At 65.2% G+C, this 18,967-nt stretch carries 16 protein-coding genes and 2 tRNA genes; 8 read left to right on the top strand and 10 right to left on the bottom strand.

Translation table 11 applies throughout. The annotated features are described in order from the left end of the window. Window positions 1–173 precede the first annotated feature (173 nt). Both HKW67_RS08070 and HKW67_RS08065 read left to right on the top strand, forming a co-directional pair. Window positions 174–788, top strand: a complete 615-nt coding sequence (locus HKW67_RS08070) for a fumarylacetoacetate hydrolase family protein (RefSeq protein WP_171224895.1) — start codon at window positions 174–176, stop codon at window positions 786–788. Window positions 789–815: 27 nt separating this feature from the next. Continuing rightward, window positions 816–1,856, top strand: coding sequence for a hypothetical protein (locus HKW67_RS08065; protein ID WP_171224894.1), 1,041 nt, complete (start codon window positions 816–818; stop codon window positions 1,854–1,856). 28 nt (window positions 1,857–1,884) lie between these two features. Here HKW67_RS08065 and gltX read toward each other — a convergent pair whose 3' ends face one another. Continuing rightward, entirely contained in the window at window positions 1,885–3,330 is a 1,446-nt protein-coding gene (gene gltX, locus HKW67_RS08060) for a glutamate--tRNA ligase (RefSeq protein ID WP_171224893.1), read from the bottom strand. Between the two features lie 109 nt (window positions 3,331–3,439). Then, window positions 3,440–3,529, bottom strand: a tRNA-Ser gene (locus tag HKW67_RS08055). 216 nt (window positions 3,530–3,745) lie between these two features. Between HKW67_RS08055 and dps the strand changes: the two genes are divergently transcribed. After that, complete coding sequence (gene dps, locus HKW67_RS08050) at window positions 3,746–4,258, top strand: DNA starvation/stationary phase protection protein Dps (protein WP_171224892.1); 513 nt, start codon at window positions 3,746–3,748, stop codon at window positions 4,256–4,258. 6 nt (window positions 4,259–4,264) lie between these two features. On the opposite strand, the gene HKW67_RS08045 is transcribed toward dps, so the two are convergent. Further along, the gene (locus HKW67_RS08045) at window positions 4,265–5,995 is read right to left on the bottom strand and encodes a M28 family metallopeptidase (protein ID WP_171224891.1); all 1,731 of its coding nucleotides are present in this window, start codon (window positions 5,993–5,995) and stop codon (window positions 4,265–4,267) included. A gap of 57 nt (window positions 5,996–6,052) precedes the next feature. After that, window positions 6,053–7,111, bottom strand: coding sequence for a WD40/YVTN/BNR-like repeat-containing protein (locus HKW67_RS08040; protein WP_171224890.1), 1,059 nt, complete (start codon window positions 7,109–7,111; stop codon window positions 6,053–6,055). Between the two features lie 188 nt (window positions 7,112–7,299). On the opposite strand from HKW67_RS08040, the gene HKW67_RS08035 reads away from it, so the two are divergent. Next, on the top strand, window positions 7,300–8,481 hold the full coding sequence (locus tag HKW67_RS08035; protein WP_171224889.1) for an Ig-like domain-containing protein: 1,182 nt from the start codon (window positions 7,300–7,302) through the stop codon (window positions 8,479–8,481). A 66-nt stretch (window positions 8,482–8,547) separates the two neighbouring features. Here the strand turns inward: HKW67_RS08035 and HKW67_RS08030 are convergent. Continuing rightward, window positions 8,548–8,634 (bottom strand) — tRNA-Ser (locus tag HKW67_RS08030). 139 nt (window positions 8,635–8,773) lie between these two features. Here HKW67_RS08030 and HKW67_RS08025 point away from each other — a divergent pair. Both HKW67_RS08025 and HKW67_RS08020 read left to right on the top strand, forming a co-directional pair. Continuing rightward, window positions 8,774–9,394: a class I SAM-dependent methyltransferase gene (locus HKW67_RS08025; protein WP_171224888.1), complete on the top strand. Its 621-nt coding sequence runs from the start codon at window positions 8,774–8,776 to the stop codon at window positions 9,392–9,394. A gap of 58 nt (window positions 9,395–9,452) precedes the next feature. Further along, window positions 9,453–10,466, top strand: a complete 1,014-nt coding sequence (locus HKW67_RS08020) for an N-acetyltransferase DgcN family protein (protein ID WP_171224887.1) — start codon at window positions 9,453–9,455, stop codon at window positions 10,464–10,466. A gap of 121 nt (window positions 10,467–10,587) precedes the next feature. On the opposite strand, the gene HKW67_RS08015 is transcribed toward HKW67_RS08020, so the two are convergent. Beyond that, the gene (locus HKW67_RS08015; RefSeq protein ID WP_171224886.1) at window positions 10,588–11,853 is read right to left on the bottom strand and encodes an amidohydrolase family protein; all 1,266 of its coding nucleotides are present in this window, start codon (window positions 11,851–11,853) and stop codon (window positions 10,588–10,590) included. A 77-nt stretch (window positions 11,854–11,930) separates the two neighbouring features. Then, a complete protein-coding gene (locus HKW67_RS08010) occupies window positions 11,931–14,276 on the bottom strand; it encodes a glycosyltransferase family 117 protein (RefSeq protein ID WP_171224885.1) in 2,346 nt (781 codons plus the stop codon). A 131-nt stretch (window positions 14,277–14,407) separates the two neighbouring features. On the opposite strand from HKW67_RS08010, the gene HKW67_RS08005 reads away from it, so the two are divergent. Together HKW67_RS08005 and HKW67_RS08000 are read left to right on the top strand one after the other, a co-directional pair. Further along, window positions 14,408–15,670, top strand: coding sequence for an aminotransferase class V-fold PLP-dependent enzyme (locus HKW67_RS08005; RefSeq protein ID WP_171224884.1), 1,263 nt, complete (start codon window positions 14,408–14,410; stop codon window positions 15,668–15,670). Window positions 15,671–15,679: 9 nt separating this feature from the next. Continuing rightward, window positions 15,680–16,225: a paraquat-inducible protein A gene (locus tag HKW67_RS08000; protein WP_171224883.1), complete on the top strand. Its 546-nt coding sequence runs from the start codon at window positions 15,680–15,682 to the stop codon at window positions 16,223–16,225. Here the strand turns inward: HKW67_RS08000 and HKW67_RS07995 are convergent. Genes HKW67_RS07995 through purN form a run of 3 tightly spaced genes read right to left on the bottom strand, consistent with a single transcriptional unit; the run spans window position 16,179 to window position 18,966 of the window. Further along, complete coding sequence (locus HKW67_RS07995; protein ID WP_171224882.1) at window positions 16,179–16,637, bottom strand: hypothetical protein; 459 nt, start codon at window positions 16,635–16,637, stop codon at window positions 16,179–16,181. The genes HKW67_RS08000 and HKW67_RS07995 overlap by 47 nt on opposite strands. Before the next feature lie 32 nt (window positions 16,638–16,669). Further along, a complete protein-coding gene (gene purH, locus HKW67_RS07990; RefSeq protein WP_171224881.1) occupies window positions 16,670–18,199 on the bottom strand; it encodes a bifunctional phosphoribosylaminoimidazolecarboxamide formyltransferase/IMP cyclohydrolase in 1,530 nt (509 codons plus the stop codon). 41 nt (window positions 18,200–18,240) lie between these two features. Next, window positions 18,241–18,966, bottom strand: coding sequence for a phosphoribosylglycinamide formyltransferase (gene purN / locus HKW67_RS07985; protein ID WP_171224880.1), 726 nt, complete (start codon window positions 18,964–18,966; stop codon window positions 18,241–18,243). Window position 18,967: the final 1 nt, after the last annotated feature.

The raw sequence follows: 18,967 nt of genomic DNA, 5'->3' as shown, positions 1-18,967 counted from the left end.
GGAAAACGGCAAGCCTTCGTGGCGCCCATCCGTGTCGCGTCGGCGCAAATTCGCGGTGAAGCAGTTGGCTGTTCACGTGGCGCCTGAGATTAGCCCGCACGAAATCCCGGAAAGTTGGATAGCTTTTGGCACGCGCATTCACCGCTACTCCGACTCAGCACCCGCGAGCTCACATGCATACTCCGTCAAAGATCGTTTGCGTTGGCCGCAATTACGTCGCGCACGCCCAGGAAATGGGCAACGATGTGCCGAAAGAGCCGATGTTCTTCCTCAAGCCGCCCTCGTCGATCATCCGCGAAGGCGATGCGATCGTGCTGCATCCCATCTCCACCCACATCGAGTTCGAAGGTGAGATCGCGCTCGTGATCGGCAAGCGGCTCACCAAGGCCACCGAAGAAGAAGCCATCGCCGGCATTGCTGGGATCGTGGCGCTGAACGACGTGACCGCGCGTGATTTGCAGCGCAGCGACAGTCAGTGGTCGCGGGCGAAGGGGATGGACACGTTCTGCCCGATCGGTCCGGAAGGCGCCGCGCCGGCCGATCTGTCGGGGATCACGCTGGTCACCCGCGTGAATGGCGTGGAATGCCAGCGGGCCACGGCGGCCGACATGGTGTTCCCGATCCCGATGTTGCTGTCGTTCATCTCGCAGTTCATGACGCTCGAGCCGGGCGACATTGTGGCAACCGGCACCCCAGCAGGGACGAAAGCCCTGCATCCGGGCGATGTGGTCGAAGTGGAGCTGCTGGGGCTCAGTATCGTGTCGAATCCCGTGGTCGCGGGCACCTGAGCCGAAATTCAGGGTATCTTTTTAGATATGTCACCGATTCCCCCTCCCCGCAGTCGCCAGCCCTCTGGTGACACGCCGCCGGTTCCGCCGGCGGGGGAATCGTCCGCGCCGAATGGCAGCCGCACACGTGGCGCGCTCAGCGCCCGGGCGCGGTCGGGTGGGTCGGTTCGCGAGAAGCAGCGCGCGTCACGCGCCGTACTCATCGCGGTCGGCATCCACCTGCTCGTCGGCGTGGTGCTGGTGCAGGTGCTCACGTTCGGGCACGGCATCCCGTCGTGGCTGCGCTTCGGTAGCGGCGAGCCGCCCATCGAAGAGCGGCTCACGTACGTCGCGCCGCGTGAGCAGCCGAAGCCGGTGGCGCAGGTGAAGAAGCCGACGCCGCAGACCACGACCACCACGCGACCCGCGGTGACCATGCCGGTCACGTCGGGCCCCGAAGTGGTGTCGGCCCCATCGGCGCCGCGCGACACCGGGAGCGGTGCGGCCGTGGGGCAGGGCGACGGCAGCGGCATTGGTGCCGGTGACCCCAACGTGCGCGGTGTGCGCCCCGGCTATTTCGACGGGCGCGTGTGGCGTGATCCCGTCGTGGTCGGCAACGCCGGCGGTGGCGGTGGCGGCGATCGCGCCGACAACCTCGACAGCATCATGGGCTTCATCCTCACCCAGGCGGCCGACTCGCTCGATTCACTCAATCGCGCACAGGGTCGCACGGGACGGAAGCCCGGCGACTGGACCAAGACCGGCAAGAACGGCGAAAAGTGGGGCTGGGATAGCCAAGGCATTCGGTTGGGCAAGGTGATGATCCCCAACGCCCTCCTAGCGCTGCTGCCGCTCAATGCCGGCACCGCAGGCCGCATGAGCGGCAACATGTCGCAGATGGAGTCCGAGCGTCGCCTCGCCACGTCGCGCACCGACATCATGCGCATGTCCGAGCGCGGCATGGGTGAAGCCGACTTCCGCAAGATCGTGAATGAACTGCGCGATCGTCGCGAGAAGGAACGTCGCGATCGACTCAAGGCACCGAGTGCCACGGTGGCCGCGCCCGTGAAGAGCGGCGGCGACCGGTAGGGCTTTGCGGCGTCGCGAGCGGGAGCGCCTACGCGTCCTGCTTCAAAAATGACACCGCCGCCGCCACGCGCGCCAGCGAATGCTCGCGACCCACGTACAGCAGCACCTCGAAAATACCCGGGCTCACTGTTTTTCCGGTGAGCGCCACGCGCAGCGGCTGAAAGATCTTGCCGCCGGAAATACCCTTCTCTTCGGCCAGCTTGCGCAGCGCCTCTTCCATCGCCGCCGGCTCCCACGACTCGAGCGTAGCCAACCGATCGTACGTGGCCTGCAGGATCTCGCCGGTCACCGCCGCGTCGCGCCACTGCTTGCCGATGGCCTCGGCTTCGTACTCCACCGTCTCGCCGAAGAACGTGGTGGCCAACTGCACGATCTCGTCGGTGAGACGCGCCCGCACGCGCAGCAACTCCAGTACGCCGTGAAACCACTCAGGGCGTGATTCGAGATCGGCCACCGTGGCCAGCCCCGCCTTCTCGAACAACGGCGCCACCACCTGCGCCAGCTCGGCGATCGGAATCAATGCCAAATGCTGGCCGTTCATCCACTCCAGCTTCTTCGTGTCGAAGATCGCGGCCTTCGCGTGCAGACCATGCACGTTGAATCGCTCGATCAGCTCCGGCAGCTGCATCACTTCGATGTCGTCACCCGGCGACCAACCCAGCAGCGCGAGGAAGTTGAGCATCGCCTGCGGCAAGAAGCCCAGGTGCTGATAGTCGCCCACCGCCGTCGCGCCGTGACGCTTCGACAGCTTCTTGCCGTCGGCGCCGTGAATCATCGGCACGTGCCCGAACTGTGGCACGTCCGCGCCAAGCGCGCGATACAACAGGATCTGCTTCGGCGTGTTCGAGATGTGATCGTCACCGCGCATGACCAGCGTGATGCCCATCGCAATGTCGTCACTCACGACGGCCATGTTGTACACCGGCGTGCCGTCAGAGCGGAGGATGATGAAATCCTCGATGTCCTTGTTCGGGAACGCGATGCGCTCATGCACCAGATCGGGCCACTCTGTGTAGCCATCGGGCACCTTGAAGCGGATCGCATAAGGCTCGTGGCGCGCGAGCTTGTCGGCGATCTCCGCCTCGCTCAGCATCGCGGTGTCACGATCGAAGCGGTACGACTCGCCGCGGGCCTCGGCCTCGTTGCGCAGCCGCTCCGTCTCCGACGGCGGCGTGAAATCGCGGTACGCCGCGCCGCTGTCGAGCAACCGGTGCGCGTCGGCATAGTGTCGCTCTACGTTGGCGCCCTGGTACACGACCTCTTCGTCCCACGTGAGGCCGAGCCACTCAAGCCCTTCGAAGATGGCGCGGGTGCTTTCGTCGGTGCTGCGGGCGCGATCGGTATCTTCGATGCGGAGAAGGAAGTCGCCGTCGAACTTCTTGGCGTACAGCCAGTTGAACAGGGCGGTACGCGCGCCGCCGACATGGAGAAAGCCGGTCGGTGACGGGGCGAAGCGCACACGGGGGCGCTTCACGGGAGACTCTGACGACGACATATATGCGGCAGACCGAAGAATCGGGAACGCTACAGGACTGGATAAAAAAACAGCGCGGGCCCGCCGACAGTGCAGCGGACCCGCGCAGCGGAGAGGGCGGGATTCGAACCCGCGATAGAGGTTGACCCCCTATGCCGGTTTAGCAAACCGGTGCCTTCAGCCTCTCGGCCACCCCTCCCAAGCTTGCCGACGGTGCCCAGAGGCAGCGGTGCAGGCCAGTTGTACTTCGTTGTACTTCAGACCAGCAATCTCACCCGGAGACGCCCCGGGGTCAACCGGTCGCGGAATCGGCAAATTCTGCGGACATTGCTGAGGAACGCGTCGGCGCGCCCCTTGCACTACCGAGTTACGCCGTCCGTTTTCCGCTGGTTTCCAGACTATTCGGGAGTTCAGAATGTCAAACAAGACCGATCTTAGCACCCACTTTCACACGCGCATCGACCTGCCCGCCGAGACCCGCGCGGCCATGGGGATGATCCTGAACGAGCGCCTCGCCGACTACCTCGATCTCGAGCGGCAGGCCAAGCAGGCGCACTGGAATGTTCGCGGCGCCCGCTTCCAGCAGCTGCACGAGCTGTTCGACGCCACGGCCGGCCTCGCGGTCGGATGGTCTGACGAATTGGCCGAGCGCGCCGGTCAGCTTGGCGTACCGGCGGAGGGCACATTGCCGGTGATCGCCGAACGGAGCCGGCTGTCCAAGGCGCCGCTGATGGTCGACCACGCCGACGAGTGGGTGCACGTGGTAGCCGAGGCGCTGGCGTCGTGCGCCAACGCGGCACGCGCGAATATCGAGGAGGCGTCGGATGCCGACGATGCCATCACCGCCGATCTGCTCACGCGCATTACCAGTGAGACCGACAAGCAGCTCTGGTTCGTGGAGTCACACCTCGAACCAGAGCCCAAGTAATTCGCCCTACTTGCCGGCGGCCTTGAGCACCGAGTCACGCTTCGCCTTGAACTCGGTGCCAGGCTTCCAGGTGGGCCATGCGGTGCCGTTGGCCACGCGGAAGCCGACCTGCAGCAGCACCTGCGTGTCTTCCACCGCACCGCTCAGATCCCAGTCGGGCTTCACTTCATCACTGGGCTGGTGATAGTCGCGCGACGTGTACTCCTCGCGCTTCTTCATGCCGTACGTGGAGTCCTTGCCCACGAATTGCACACCGGCTTCGGTGTAGAGCGCCGGCACGCCCTGCTTGGCGAACTCGAAGTGGTCGGAACGATAGAAGAACCCTTTCTCCGGCTCCGGATCACCCGCGAGCACGCGACCGGCGGGGCGAATCACATCAGCCAGCACGTCATCGAGTGTGCTGTTGCCGAGGCCGATTACGGTCACGTCTTTCGTGCGACCCCACTGGCTGAAGCCGTCCATGTTGATGTTGGCGAGCACGTTGGCCAACGGCACCGGCGGATTCGCGGCGAAGTACTTCGCACCGATGAGACCTTTCTCCTCGCCGGTGAGCGCGACGAACATAATCGAGCGCTCGGGCTTCGTGGGCAGGGCATTGAAGCCCTTCGCGATCTGCAGCAGTTGCGCGGTACCACTCGCGTTGTCGAGCGCGCCGTTGAAGATCTGGTCGCCCTTGATGCTGGTGTCGCGACCGAGATGATCCCAGTGCGCGCTATAGATCACGTACTCGTTCTTGCGCGCGGCGTCACTGCCTTCGAGCTTGGCCACGACGTTGCGGGATTCCACGCGACGCGTGCTGTTGCTGATGTGGATCTTCGCGCTCGCACCCAGTGACACCGGCGTGAAGTCCTTGCGGCGCGCGGCGGCTTTCAGTGCGGCGAAATCCTTGCCGACGGCCTTTAGCAGTTCTTCGGCCTTGGGCTGCGTGATCCAGCCTTCCACCTGGGTGCGACTCTTGTTGCCGTCTGCCGTGGCGATGTCGAACTGTTCGAGCGCGGCGCTGCCACTGAGCACTTCGAACGGGTAGCCGGCGGGCCCCGTCTCGTGAATGATGAGCGCACCGGCGGCGCCCTTCGCGGTGGCGATCTCGTACTTGTAGGTCCATCGACCGTAGTACGTCATCGCTTTCCCCTTGAACATCGTGCTGTCGAGTTTCGTGCTGTCGTTCGGATCGGCTACGGCGGGATCGTTCACCAGCATGACGAGCACTTTGCCCTTCACATCCACGTTCTTGTAGTCGTTCCATCCGTACTCCGGCGCATCGACGCCGTAGCCCACGAACACCATCTCGGCGTCCACATCGATCACCGGCACTTCGTGGCGCGTGCGCGCGATGTAATCAGCGGGGAACGACAGCGGCATGACGCGAGAGCCAATGCGGAACGACGCTTCGGGCTTGCCGGTGATGCCGGCGAAGGTGGCCTTCTGCACGAACGAGCCATCGGGCATGCCGCCCTTGAGCCCCATCGCGGCGAACTGCGACTGGAGGTAGGCGACGGTCTTGTCTTCGCCCGGCGTGGCCGGCGCGCGGCCTTCGAGCGAGTCGTCGCTGAGGGCCTTGGTGTGGGCCATCAGACCATCGGCGGTGATGGCGGCGAGGGCGGGAGAGATGGTGGAGTCGGCGCTGGTGGCGCTGGCCGACTCGGGGGCCTTGTCGCCAGCGCACGCGGAGAACGACGCGGTGATGGACAGCGTCAGCGCGATAGCGCCACGCCGTGAAGAAAGAGTAGTGTGCATCCCTCAATCATGGCGTGCGCTGATTACGTCGTCCAGCACACGCCCCGCCGCGTCCTGCTACCAGTCGAGTCGCGTGATCTTGCCGCCGCCGCCCACGACCCACGCCCGCGAACCCACGGCACTGACGCCGGTCGTGAGCGCATTGGTAAGAGTGCGCCACGTGCGCGCGCCGTCGCTCGTGATGAACGCACCGCCATAGCTCGTCACCACGGCCGTCTCGCTTCCCGCGCCCGGCACCCACGCCACACCCACCAGCGCGCCAGGGAGGGGCGGACGCGTGCGCAGCTCCCAGGTGCGTCCGGCGTCGGTGGTGATGCCGACCACGGCGGTCGATGAGTCGGTTCGGAGCCGGTTGATGTCGGCGGCCACGACCATGCCCTGCTGCCCGTCCTTGAACGCCATCCCGGTGAGACCTGCCACCGTGCCGCGCGTGAACGGCGTGTTCTCCACGTCCCACGTACTACCGCCGTCACGACTGCGCATCAGCCGCGCTCCGGGAGACCCGGTGGCAATGAACACCGTGCGCGCGTCGCCGTGCACCACACACAAACCACTGGCCGCGAAGGCGCCTTCGCCGGGCAATGGGGCTGGCACGGCGGACTGGGCCAGCAGCTTCCACGACGCGCCGTCGTTGTCGGTGTGCAGAATATTGGTGCGTCCGGCTGACGCGTCGCTGAAGGCGACGCCGGTGCGACCGCGTCCACTGCCGAACGAGAGGCAATCGTAGAATGCCGCCGTGTCGGGATTCATGAACTGCAGCGTCCACGAGGCGCCGCCGTTGGTGGTGCGGTAGATCCGCGACTTGGCGCCGCTGCCGGCCGACATGATCCAGGCCGTGTCGGCGTCGATGGCGTGCACATCGCGAAACTCGAGCGAGTCGCCACTGGCGGTGGGGCGCGCTTCCCAGCTGTCACCGCCGTCGATCGAGCGGAGCACCACGCCGCCGTGACCCGACGCCCACACGACGCGCTCTGAGACCGCGTGCACCGCTTGCAGCAGCTTCGCGGTGCCGCTGGTTTGCTCGGTGATCCGCACGGCAGGGGCCAACGTGAGCGCCTGCGCCCACGCTCCACGCGCGAGCGCCACGGTGCCAGTGAGACAGACTAGCGAACCCATCAGGACGCGGTACGGCCGGGACGAACGACGGGGACGACTCGAGGAATTTGCCATAGGAAGGAAGCTATGCTCGCAATCATCACACGAAATCCCTAGCGAAACTCGGGGATCGCTGATTCTCTTCTTAGGGTGTTCCAGATCACCGGGATCGTGTCGATCCCGCGCCGTGCCCCTCCAGCCTTCTGACGATGCTTCAGCTTCGCTCCCTTCGTCGCGGGATTGTCGCGACCCGCCTGCTTCTCGGTGCCACGCTCCTCGTGGGCGGCATGACCGCGTGTAACGACGATGACGATGCCGTCACCGCGCCGGTCATCAACACCAACACGGTCTCGGTCACGCCGCGCGTCTCGAGTCTTCGCGTCGGCCAGACGCAGCAGCTTGCGGCCACTTTGCTCGACAAGACGGGTGCTACGGTCTCGGCGGGTGCGGTCACCTGGACGTCGGTCGAGCCGACGATCGCCACCGTGTCATCGACCGGCCTCGTGACCATGCTCACGGCGGGCAGCACGGCCATTCAGGCCACTATCAATGGCGTGACGGGCATTGCGTCGCTGCAGGGGGTGCCCGCGGTCGCCACGGTTTCCATCGTGAGCCTCACTCGGCCGGTTGCTGTCGGCGAGCAGTTTTCGCTGTCGTTCCGGACGCTCGATGGATCGGGCAATGTCTTGGTTGCGCGCTCGGTGACGTGGTCTTCGTCGGCGGCTACGGTCGCGACCGTCAACGCCGATGGTGTGGTTGCGGGTGTGGCACCGGGTACCACGGTGATCACCGCGACCAGCGAAGGACGGACTGCCACCGTGAACGTGACCGTTGAAGCGCTGGCTCCCGTGAACACGGTCACGCTGTCTCCGACGACACAGGTACTCGCGACCGGCGGAACGCAGCAGCTGACGGCAACACTACGCGATGCGAACAACAACGTATTGTCGAATCGTCCGATCGTTTGGGCCTCGACCGCGGCCGCAACCGGATCCGTGTCCGCGACCGGTCTCGTGACCGCGCTGACGCCCGGTACGTTCACCGTGAGTGCAACAAGCGAAGGAAAGACGGGAAGCTTGACGTTCAACCCTCTGCTCAACAACGTCGCGCAAGTCATCGCCGGCCCGCTCAACTCGGCCTACGTGTTCCTCATCGACGTTCCGGCGGGTGCGACGGGCATCACGGTCACGACGACTGGTGCCGGCAGCCAGGACCCGGATGTCGAGGTGTATCGCCCGGGTACCACGACGGCCGCTTGCATCGCGGAGACGGCAGGTCCCAATGAGACGTGCACGATCACGACCAACGTCGTCTCCGGTACGTGGCGCGTGCGTGTGGTCGGATACACCGCGTACTCGGCGGTCACGCTGCGCGCGGTCGTTACGCCGTAAGCGTTGTTCGAAACAGAAGACGCCCGCGATCGGTATGCCGATCGCGGGCGTCTTTCGTTGTACACACGGCGTAGGTGAGATTCGAACTCACGGAACCCTTTCAGGTTCGGCGGTTTTCAAGACCGCTGCCTTAAACCACTCGGCCACCACGCCTTCTCTTGCGCGACATCTCTGCCGCTGACCTCAGTGAAGAAAATGGCGAGAGCCCCGCGCGGGCAACCCCCAACGGCTCCTCGATGTATTCGCCGCGCCGCTTGCCCCTAGGCGCCGTGCTGAGCCACGCAGGCCGCCCATGAGCCTCCGCGCCGTCCAACGGGAGTATGACGCGCTGGCAGGGCACTACGACCAGCGGTGGAAGGGATACGTGGCCGCCTCCACGGCGCTGGCGGCTTCCCGGCTCGAACTCACGCCGAACGAGTGGCTGCTCGACGTGGGTTGCGGCACCGGCGCGCTGCTGGAACAGCTCCACCGCCGCGCGCCGTCAGCCCGGCTGATCGGGGTGGACGCTACGGTCGGCATGCTGCTCCGCGCCCGCGCCCGACTTGCTCCCGCGGTGCTGCTGGTTGAGAGCACGGGCGAAGCGCTGCCGCTGGCCGATGCGAGCGTACAGTCGGTCGTGAGCACCAGCGCCTTGCACTACATGGAGGACGCACCGCGCGCCCTGCGCGAAATGCATCGCGTACTCGCCCCCGGCGGCCGCCTGGTCATCGTCGATTGGTGCGCAGACTTTCTCACCATGCGCGCGCTCGACGTCGCCCTGCGCGTCTTCGACCGCGCCCATACGCAGACGTTCACTTCGGCCGCTGTGCAACGCCTTGTGGCTGGTGCCAACTTTGAGCGCATCAACGTCGCGCGCGAAAAGATCGACCGCTTCTGGGGACTTTTCGTGCTGATCGCGCGTGTTCCTTCGTAGCGTCGATCATGCGCACGCACGACTAGCGATTCCACTCCACCGCCCGCGAGTGCACGCCATGCCCGAACTCCGCAAACCGTACCTCCTGTACCTCGGCGACTCTACGCACCCCACCGACGCCAAGACCGCCTGCGGGCTGCGCGACTGGTGCCCCGATGACGTGATCGGCGAGTGGAGCCTGCCGCAGGCGACGGTCAGCGTGGGGCTCCCCAGATTGTCGCCCGCCGATGCCGCCGCGCGCGGCGCCGGCAGTCTGGTGATCGGCATCGCCTCGGTGGGCGGACGCGTGCCCGACAGTTGGCTCCCCGACTTGGACGCAGCGATCGCCAGCGGCCTCGACATCGTGAGCGGGATGCACACGCGACTGACGTCGTTTCCGAGTCTCCTTGCCGCCGCACAGCGGCACGGCGTGCGCCTCATGGATGTGCGCCATAGCGATGCCACCTTTCCCGCCGGCACGGGGAACAAGCGCACGGGTATGCGCGTGGCCACCGTGGGCACCGACTGCGCGCTGGGCAAGAAGTACACGGCGCTGTCGCTCACCAACGCGCTGCGCGCACGCGGGGCCAAGGCCACGTTCCGCGCCACCGGACAAACGGGCATCATGATCGCCGGACAAGGCATCGCGATCGACGCGGTGGTGGCCGACTTCATTGCCGGCGCGGCCGAGCTGTTGTCGCCCGACAACGCGCCCGATCACTGGGATGTGATCGAAGGGCAGGGTTCGTTGTTTCATCCGGCATACGCGGGCGTTACGCTGGGGCTGCTGCACGGTTCGCAGCCCGACTGCATCGTACTCTGCCACGACCCCTCGCGGCTCACCATCGAGTACCGCCCAAATCATCCCATCCCGCCGCTGGCCGACGCAGTGGCGCAGTATCTCACCGCCGCTCGTGTCACCAACCGCAACGTGCGACTGGCGGGGGTGAGCATAAATTCCTCGACGCTGTCTGATGAGGAGTGGCGTACGTACGCCGAGTGTGTCTCGACGGAGTTAGGCGTACCGGTGTGCGATCCGATGCGCGGCGGACTCGATGCGATCGCGGCGTCGGTGTTGGGGCAGGGTCATTGAACCGAAAACGCAGAGTCGCAGAGAGCGCAGAGGCGCAGAGAAGACAATTTTGTTCTCTGCGCCTCTGCGCTCTCTGCGACTCTGCGTGATCTTTTTCCGGAACTAGGCCGAAACACACCTCTTACTTCGGCCAGCCCGGAATCTGAATGGCCGGCATAATGCGCAGGGCGTTCTGGTAGTACACCTTCTTCAGTACGACGTCCGGCAAGTCGATGCCGTACAGCTTCCAGAAGGCGTGATAGTCGCGGTAGTAGTCGAAGTAGTCGTCACGCGTTTCGAACACGCGCCAGTAGTACGGATACTCTTCGGGCTGAAACGAGTCTTTGCCGAAGAGCAGGCGGTCCTGATACTTGATGAAGAAGTCATGCGCGCTACGCGGCTGACGGCCGATGTCGTACAACACCGCGCCCACTTCGGCGAGCACGTTCGGCATCTTGTCGAACATGCGTCCCAATCGACCGAGATCGTTGGCGTGCCAGCCCAGGTGCGCGGCCACGAACGTCGTCTTCGGGTGGCGCAGGAACAGACTGTCGCGCTCGGCCATGAGCTGGTTGAAGCTCGGATACTTGTCCTGCGGATACAGCCGCTCCGGGAAGAGCGTGAGCTCGAGCCACCGTTCGTTGGTGTTGTCGACCTCGCGGAAGAACTCCTGTGGGTCGGCGGTGTGAATGAACACCGGCAACTTGAGACGCGCGGCCGCTTCCCAGATCGGATCGAGATCGGGGTCGTTGAGCCGCAAGCGCGTGCCGTCGGCCTTCTTCGTGCTCAAGCCGAAGCCCTTGCCGATTTCGCCGATACCGACTGCGCCGCCTTTCACGTCGGCTTCGAGCTGCGCCACGGCCTTGGCCGCCCAGCCCGGGCCGACGCCGTTCAGGTTGACGCCGGTCAGCAACCGCACGCGGTCCTTCATGGTCGGCGACCCGTTCACCAGCTCCATCGTGCGCGTGAGCCGGTCACCGCTCACGTTGTCGGCGGCGATCATGAGCCGCACGTTCACCGAGTCCATGGAGGCCCCGAGACGTGCGATGCCGTCGGCGTTGCCGAGCAGTCCCGACGGATGGCCATGGAAATCGACGACCGGATACTTGGCCTTCCACTTCATGCCGGCCGCCGGCACGATCAACGTGGACTTGGGGCGATAGTCCACAATGGTCGGCGGCGGTGACGCCGGCGCGAGGCAGTTGTTCGGACGGATTTCCGTCATGCCGGCGGGGCAGTCTTCGCCGGGCTTGATCTGCGTGCCGCCGCGAAAGCCGGCGGGCGGACGCGGCGGCTGCGTGGCCGGCGGCTGCTGCGCGGCGACCCACGTGGGCATCGCGGACAACGCAGCGGCCGCTGCCATCGAGAGGCCCACGGACAAGCCAGACACAAAACGGGAGCGACGCACGGGCAGACTCCTGAGGTGGGAAACGAGACGGGGATCAACATGTCGTTGATCCCCGGCCTTCGACAGAGCAATGTGGCTTACTTGGAGTCGGGCTTGGTCTGCGGCACCAGCAACTGCTGCTGCGGACCCACGTCGGCGCCCGGCATCACCGGCAACGCCGGCTGACGATCGAAGCCGAACACCTGCGCGCGGCGCATGGCCGTCGCGATGCCCTTCGACTGCTGATACACCGAGTCGGAGCGGGCCACCTGACCGGTCTGCGCCAGCGCTTCGGCCAGCGTGACGCCGCTGATCACGTACAGATCCGGAATGCCGACCGACGCATCGTCTACCCAGCCCTTGCGGGCGGCCAGCGACTTCGTGGCCGTGAACACTTTCGTCCACAGGTCGTACGAGCGCTTCACGTCGACCATGCCTTCACCCTGAATGAGCACGGTGTCGCGCCCCGGAATGATCTGCTGGCTCACGAGCTTCTTGGCCATGCCCTGCGTGAGCACGTAGCGCTCGAGGCCCAGTTCGTACGGGTATCCGCCGGCGGTGCGGCTGAAGTAGATCGGCCGGTCGGGATACGTGTCGCGGATCATGAAATACACCAGCTGATCCGCGCGCATGAGCTGCGGCGAGCGCGGCGCGGCAATGATGTCGCCCTTCTGGAACGCGGCGTTCGGCGGCGTTTGAATGGCGAGCGGCAAGGCGTCGGCTTCGTCGAACGTCATCTTCACCGGCGGACCAACCGGCTTCTTCCACTGCTGGCTGCGGTAGATCTCGGGACCCTTGGCGGCGTCGTACTCGTACACCGGGCGACGGATCAGCTGACGCGTATACCAGTCGGTGTTGAGCAGCGACGTATTGGCCACGATGACATCCTTGCGGATGCCTTCGACTTCCTGCGCGTACCACAGCGGGAAGGTGTCGTTGTCGCCGACGGTGATCAGGATGCCGTACGGCTCGACCGAGTTGAGCAAGTCGCGCGCGAAATCAGTGGTATCGGTCTGGTTGTTCCGCGACGCCTGCTGCCAGTTACCGACCAGCGGGATGAACGCGACGGCCAGCAACGGTGACGCCAGCAGGAAGCTGCGGGTGCGCGGCTCCACGACCGTCTCGCGACCGAGCTTCACTTCATCGGCGCCAAAGAGGCTCGCGACCGTTTCCCACAGGTAGATGAGTCCCAGCGCGGCCCACACGCTGAGCGCCGAGAAACTCCACAGGTAGAAGTAGTCTCGATCGCGTACCTCACGTGGCACGGATTCGCCGAGCTCCAGTGCCTGACTGTGGCCGTACTTGAAATTCAGGTAGAAGATCAGTCCGAACGTCATCGTGCCGATGAGTGGACCGAAGAACCAGAAGCTGCGTCGATCCTTCTTGAAGTGCATCCAGCCACCGAGGATACACAAAATGAAATAGAACACCGCAAGGCCATTCTGCAGCCCCGGGTTCTCCTGATAGGCGTCGCGCAACCACTGCCACTTGAAGTACAGCCAGTACATGCCAATCTGCGCGGTCAACGGCGCCTGGCGCTCACCGAGCTCCGGCTTGCCGTACTGACCACGATTGAAGTTGTACATGAAGCGATCGTACGTGAGCGCCGAGAAGGTACAATCCATCTTGAGCTCAGTCACGCAGCCCGTCGGTTCGCCTTCGTTGATCGCGGGAAAGTGCGCGGCGCGAATCGGCTGCGTAGCGAACGGTGTCATGCCGAACACCAGCGCGGCGCCGCAGGCCACCAGCAACTTCCAGCGCAGAATCGACGACGGCCGACGGATCAGGACGGCGAGTCCGACGGCAGGCGCGGCCAGCATGCCTGCCATGTGGTTGGCGTAGCCGAGTCCGAGCAGGTAGGCGACGAGCACCAGGAGACGGTCGGCCACGGGGCCTTCCGGATCATCACACCAGCGCACGGTCAGCCAGCAGATGATCGCCAGGCCCACCAGCGAGACGGTATACACCTTTTCGTTGACGACCGACTGATTCCACACCGTGAACGCGGTGGCGCCGATGAGTGCGGCGAGCGCACCACCCGCGATGCGCTGCCAGCGCCGCGGCATCCACTGCACGAGCACGCGTTCGGTAATGAGGAACCACAGTCCGGCCGACACCGCACTCGAGAGCGCCGCCAGCACGTTGATGCGCATCGCGACGGTGGGCGCGATCGGCAGGATCGCGAACACACGCCCGATGAGGACGAAGAACGGATTGCCCGGCGGGTGCGGAATACCAAGGACGTACGCGGCCGCGATATACTCGCTGGTGTCCCACATGGACGTCGTCGGGGCCAGCGTGACGAGGTACAGGAGGAACACGACAAGGCCGGCAATTCCGGCGGCCAAGTACGACGGGCGGTAATCAAGCTCGGCCGCGCCGGCACTCATGGCGGCGGCTGGCCGGGAAGCGGCAGTCGCGGAAGCGGTGGCTGCGACGGTCATGGACTGGACGGAAGGTGAGGCGGCTCCGGACCGGGGGCGGCCGGAGCTGACACAATCAGGTAAGTTCGCAGGCAGCGACGGGGGGCACAACTGCTTCCCGCCGCGTCCGGGCCCCTCATCTCCCCCGACGCATGGACAAGCGCGAATTTCTCCGTACCGTGGGCGGCGCGCTGGGAGGCGCCTCTCTGGGCCTTCTGTTCAGTCCGGCCCAACTGAAAGCCTTTTCGCGCCTGCCAGTAGATGAGCTGGCTAGCCGAGCCGATTTCTGGGACGTGCTCCGCGCCAAGTATCTGGTCCCCGCCGACTACATCCACCTCGAGCACGGCTACTACTCCATGCAGTCGCAGCCGGTCCTGGAGCGGTTCATCGGCCATGTGCGGGCCGTGAACGCCCAGAGCTCGCGCTACATGCGCACGGTGCAGGGCACCAACAAGGCGCGTGTGCAGGCCCGCCTCGCGACATTGGCCGGATGTTCGCCCGAAGAGCTGATCATCACCCGTAACACGACCGAGTCCCTCGACACGGTGATCTCGGGTTTCGACTGGAAGGCCGGCGACGAAGCGGTGATGGCGGTGCACGATTACGGTGCCATGCTCGATCAGTTCGCGCTCATGGGCCGCCGATGGGGCATCGTGAATCGCAAGGTCACCGTTCCGCTCGACCCGCGTAGCGATGACGAGATCGTGCAGGTGTACGCCAACGCCATCACGCCCCGCACCCGTCTGCTGATGGTCTGTCACATGATCAATATCACGGGCCACGTGCTGCCGGTGAAGAAGATCTGCGACATGGCGCACGCGCGCGGCGTGCCCGTCATGGTGGACGGCGCCCATGCCTTCGCACAACTCGACTTCCGCATGCCCGACCTCGGCTGCGACTTCTACGGCGCCAGTCTGCACAAATGGCTTGGCACGCCGCTCGGGGCCGGCCTGCTGTATGTGCGTCGCGATGCCATCGAGAAGCTGTGGCCGATCTACGGTGACGAGGGACAGCCCACCAACAGCATCGCCAAGCTCAATCACACCGGCACGCATCCGGTGCACACCGATCTCGCCATCGAAGACGCGATCACCTTTCACGAGGAGATCGGCATTCAGCGCAAGGAAGCCCGCTTGCGCTGGCTGCAGCAGTACTGGACGACGAAGGTACGTGGTGTGCCGCGCGTGCGGCTGTTCACTCCGAGTGATCCGGCGCGCACGGGCGCCATTGCGAACGTAGGGATCGACGGCATGAAGCCGGGCGATCTCGCCACCGCGCTGATGGACCGCTTTAAGATCTTCACCGTGGCGATCGACACCGCCGGTGTGACCGGCGTGCGTGTCACGCCGCAGCTCTTCACGACGACCGCTGAACTGGATGCGTTCGTTCGTGCGATCACCCAGCTCGCCGCCTAGCACATTCTCATGACTCCACGAAACAAACTTGCGATCGCGCTGGCGCTCGTGTCGCTGGTGCTGCTGTGGCCGGGACTCGTGCAGCCGGTGCTCACCATTCGCGCCACCATGGAGCTGTTCGGCAACACGCGCGAACTGTCCAACGAGACGCGCAGTGTGATCAGCGCCATTCAGAGCCTGCACAACACCGGCAACAATTTCGTAGCCGGCCTGATCGTGCTCTTCAGCGTGCTGGTGCCGCTGATCAAGGCGGCGCTGTTGGTCCCGATCTTCGCGCTGCGCGGCAGCGCGACGTCGTATCGGCTGTACGGCGTGGTACAGGCGATGAGCAAGTGGTCGATGGCCGACGTGTTCGCCGTCGGCATGCTCATCGCGCTGCTGGTCGGGAAGGGCACCGCCAATCTCTCGGCGGTGGCCGGCACCGGCTTCTACTGCTTCGCCGCGTACTGCCTGCTGTCGAACGCGGCGTTCCAGGCGCTCAAGATTGAGCCACCCGTGCCGGTGGCCGCTACTTCTTCGGGGTCGACTTCGAGTCCTTTCTCGGCGAGATCTTGAACTTGGCGATGGGCTGCTTGTCCATGTTCACCATGCCCTCGATGCTGCCGTCAGCGCCGAACGTGCCGTCGTGTTCGAGCAGCTTTCCTTCGGGCGCCGTCACGCGAAAGCGCACCTGCTTGCCGGTCACGACGACGTTGGAGATCGGCCCCGTACCTTGACCGGGCACCATCGCCTGACCGGAGATCGTGGTGCCGCTCTGTGTAAAGGTGTAGAGCACCGGCACCACAATCACGCTGTCCGGCAGTGGAACCGTGGCCGTGCCGCTCCATCCACCAACCAGCACGGGGGATGGCGCGGCGATTGTCTTCGCCGACTTGCTCTGCGCCGCGAGTGGGGCCACGCCAACAGTTGCAGCTACGATCGCGCCGAAAGCGGCGGCACACAGCACGGTCACACGTCGAGACATCACGGACTCTCCGACCAAGGGGAAAAGCAGTTCGCCTAGTGGCGGAACAGGCGCTCGCCAGTGAACACCATCGCGATGCCATGCTCATCGGCGGCCGCGATGACTTCCGCGTCGCGCACGGATCCACCGGGCTGCACGATAGCCTTTACACCAGCCGCCGCCGCTTGATCGATCCCGTCGCGAAACGGGAAGAAGGCGTCGGAGCCCAGGGCCGCCCCCTCGGTGACATGGCCCACACTCGTCGCCTTGTGCACCGCAAGAAAGCTGGCGTCCACGCGCGACATCTGGCCGGCACCAATACCGATCGTGGCGCCGTCGTGCACGAGCACGATCGCATTCGACTTCACACTCGCCACCGACTTCCAGGCGAAGTGGAGGTCCACCATCTCGTCCGTGGTCGGCTGACGCTTGGTCACCACGTTCCACGTAGCCGGCGCCATCGGCGCCGGCGCGCGATCCTGCACCAACAGGCCGCCGCGCACGCGCTTGTAGTCCATGCCGCCCTTCGGCCAGTTCGCGCGGCCTTCGAGCACCCGCAGGTTCTTCTTGCGCCCGAGAATCTCGACGGCCGCATCGGAGAAGGACGGCGCCACGATACACTCGACGAACAAGCTGGAGATCGCTTCCGCCGCCGCCACATCGACCGGCACGGTGAACGCGATTACACTGCCGAAGGCCGACACGGGATCACACGCCAGCGCCTTCTTGTACGCCGAGAGGGCGTCGATGCCGGTTGCCACGCCACAGGGCGTGGTGTGCTTGATGATGGCGCATGCCGGCTGATCGGCGAACGGCTCGATGGCGAGCAGTGCACCTTCAAGGTCGAGCAGGTTGTTGAACGAGAGTTCCTTGCCGCCCTTCTGCACTAACGCACCGAGTCCGGCACCCGGCTTCTCCACGTAGAAGGCCGCGCGCTGCTGCGGGTTCTCGCCGTAGCGCAACGCCTGCTGTTTCTCGAAGGCGATGGGAAAGCGATCGGGGAACGGCTCGTTACGCTGCTGCGCGAACCACTGCGCGATCGCCGAATCGTAGCTGCTCGTGTGCGCATACACCTTCTCCGCCAACAGCGTGCGGAACGCGAGGTCGTCACCATCAGACTGCACGATCGCCAGCACATGCGCATAGTCGGTCGGGTCGACGATCACCCACACCGACGCGAAGTTCTTCGCGGCCGAGCGCAGCATCGACGGTCCACCGATGTCGATGTTCTCGATCACCTCTTCCGGGTGCACCTTCGGCTTGGCCGCCGTTTCGCGAAACGGATACAGGTTCACGACGACCAGGTCGATGGTGCCGATGTCGTGTGCCTTGATCGCCTCCATGTGCTCCGCCACGTCGCGTCGCGCCAGCAAACCGCCGTGAATCACCGGGTGCAGCGTCTTCACACGCCCGTCCAGCATTTCCGGAAAGCCCGTGATCTCGCTGACGTCCTTCACGGCGAGGCCGGCGTCGCGCAAAACCTTGGCCGTGCCGCCGGTGGAGACCAGTTCGTAGCCCTTCTGGGCGAGACCGGTGGCGAAGGGCACGAGACCAGACTTGTCGGAAACGGAAAGCAGCGCGCGCATGGAGACGGGATCAGAAGAGGGAGAAGAACAGCGGAAGCAATTCAGCGCGGAAAAAGTCGCGCCACATCAGACGCAAATGCCAGCGACGGACCGGCGGCGTCCTCGGCCAGCCCAAAACGCCATTCAGGGGCATGCACCGACACGGGGATGTCGAGATGTCCGTGCACGCGGCCGTCTTCACCGAGCACGATCGCACCCGATGCTACGGCCGCGACGCACAGGGGGAGCAGGCGATGCTCGGTGCGCAGCACACGCGCCGCCAACACCGTCGCGTCGTCGCCGGGAAGCACCGGCACCGGCCACTGCGCGATGATCGGTCCTCGATCGAAGTGCTCATCGACGAAGTGCACGGTGACACCGGTAAGCGTGGCACCGTGATCGAGCACGGCCTGGTGAATGCGCATCCCGTACATGCCGGGCCCGCCGAACGAGGGCAGGAGCGCCGGGTGCACGTTCAGGATGCGTCCGCGGAAGGCGCGCACGACTTCCGCGGGCACCAACTTCAGATAGCCCGCCAGCACGAGCACATCGGTCTTGGCGGCATCGAGCAGCGAGAGGATGGCATCGCTATCGTTCGGCTCGTCGACCACGCCCGTGGCAATCCTGGCGGAGCGGGCGCGATCAAGCGCACCCGCCGACTCGCGTTCAGAGGCCACGAAGGTGAGCACGCCCGCGTTGGCGGCGGGACCCGCAAAGTGGTCGATGAGCGCCTGCAGGTTGGATCCGCCGCCAGACGCGAGCACGGAGATACGCGCTTGTGATGTCATG

Origin of the sequence: Gemmatimonas groenlandica (assembly GCF_013004105.1) — a bacterium.
Taxonomy (GTDB): domain Bacteria; phylum Gemmatimonadota; class Gemmatimonadetes; order Gemmatimonadales; family Gemmatimonadaceae; genus Gemmatimonas; species Gemmatimonas groenlandica.
The sequence above is the reverse complement of the archived record's forward strand: the minus strand, read 5'-3'. Positions and strand labels throughout refer to the sequence as shown.

Excerpts from the sequence above, each read along its gene's own strand:
- HKW67_RS08070 (WP_171224895.1), top strand. The coding sequence starts at position 174 with ATGCATACTCCGTCAAAGATCGTTTGCGTTGGCCGCAATTACGTCGCG.
- HKW67_RS08065 (WP_171224894.1), top strand. The coding sequence starts at position 816 with ATGTCACCGATTCCCCCTCCCCGCAGTCGCCAGCCCTCTGGTGACACG.
- dps (WP_171224892.1), top strand. The coding sequence starts at position 3,746 with ATGTCAAACAAGACCGATCTTAGCACCCACTTTCACACGCGCATCGAC.
- HKW67_RS08045 (WP_171224891.1), bottom strand. The coding sequence starts at position 5,995 with ATGCACACTACTCTTTCTTCACGGCGTGGCGCTATCGCGCTGACGCTG.
- HKW67_RS08040 (WP_171224890.1), bottom strand. The coding sequence starts at position 7,111 with ATGGGTTCGCTAGTCTGTCTCACTGGCACCGTGGCGCTCGCGCGTGGA.
- HKW67_RS08035 (WP_171224889.1), top strand. The coding sequence starts at position 7,300 with ATGCTTCAGCTTCGCTCCCTTCGTCGCGGGATTGTCGCGACCCGCCTG.
- HKW67_RS08025 (WP_171224888.1), top strand. The coding sequence starts at position 8,774 with ATGAGCCTCCGCGCCGTCCAACGGGAGTATGACGCGCTGGCAGGGCAC.
- HKW67_RS08020 (WP_171224887.1), top strand. The coding sequence starts at position 9,453 with ATGCCCGAACTCCGCAAACCGTACCTCCTGTACCTCGGCGACTCTACG.
- HKW67_RS08010 (WP_171224885.1), bottom strand. The coding sequence starts at position 14,276 with ATGACCGTCGCAGCCACCGCTTCCGCGACTGCCGCTTCCCGGCCAGCC.
- HKW67_RS08005 (WP_171224884.1), top strand. The coding sequence starts at position 14,408 with ATGGACAAGCGCGAATTTCTCCGTACCGTGGGCGGCGCGCTGGGAGGC.
- HKW67_RS08000 (WP_171224883.1), top strand. The coding sequence starts at position 15,680 with ATGACTCCACGAAACAAACTTGCGATCGCGCTGGCGCTCGTGTCGCTG.
- purH (WP_171224881.1), bottom strand. The coding sequence starts at position 18,199 with ATGCGCGCGCTGCTTTCCGTTTCCGACAAGTCTGGTCTCGTGCCCTTC.
- purN (WP_171224880.1), bottom strand. The coding sequence starts at position 18,966 with ATGACATCACAAGCGCGTATCTCCGTGCTCGCGTCTGGCGGCGGATCC.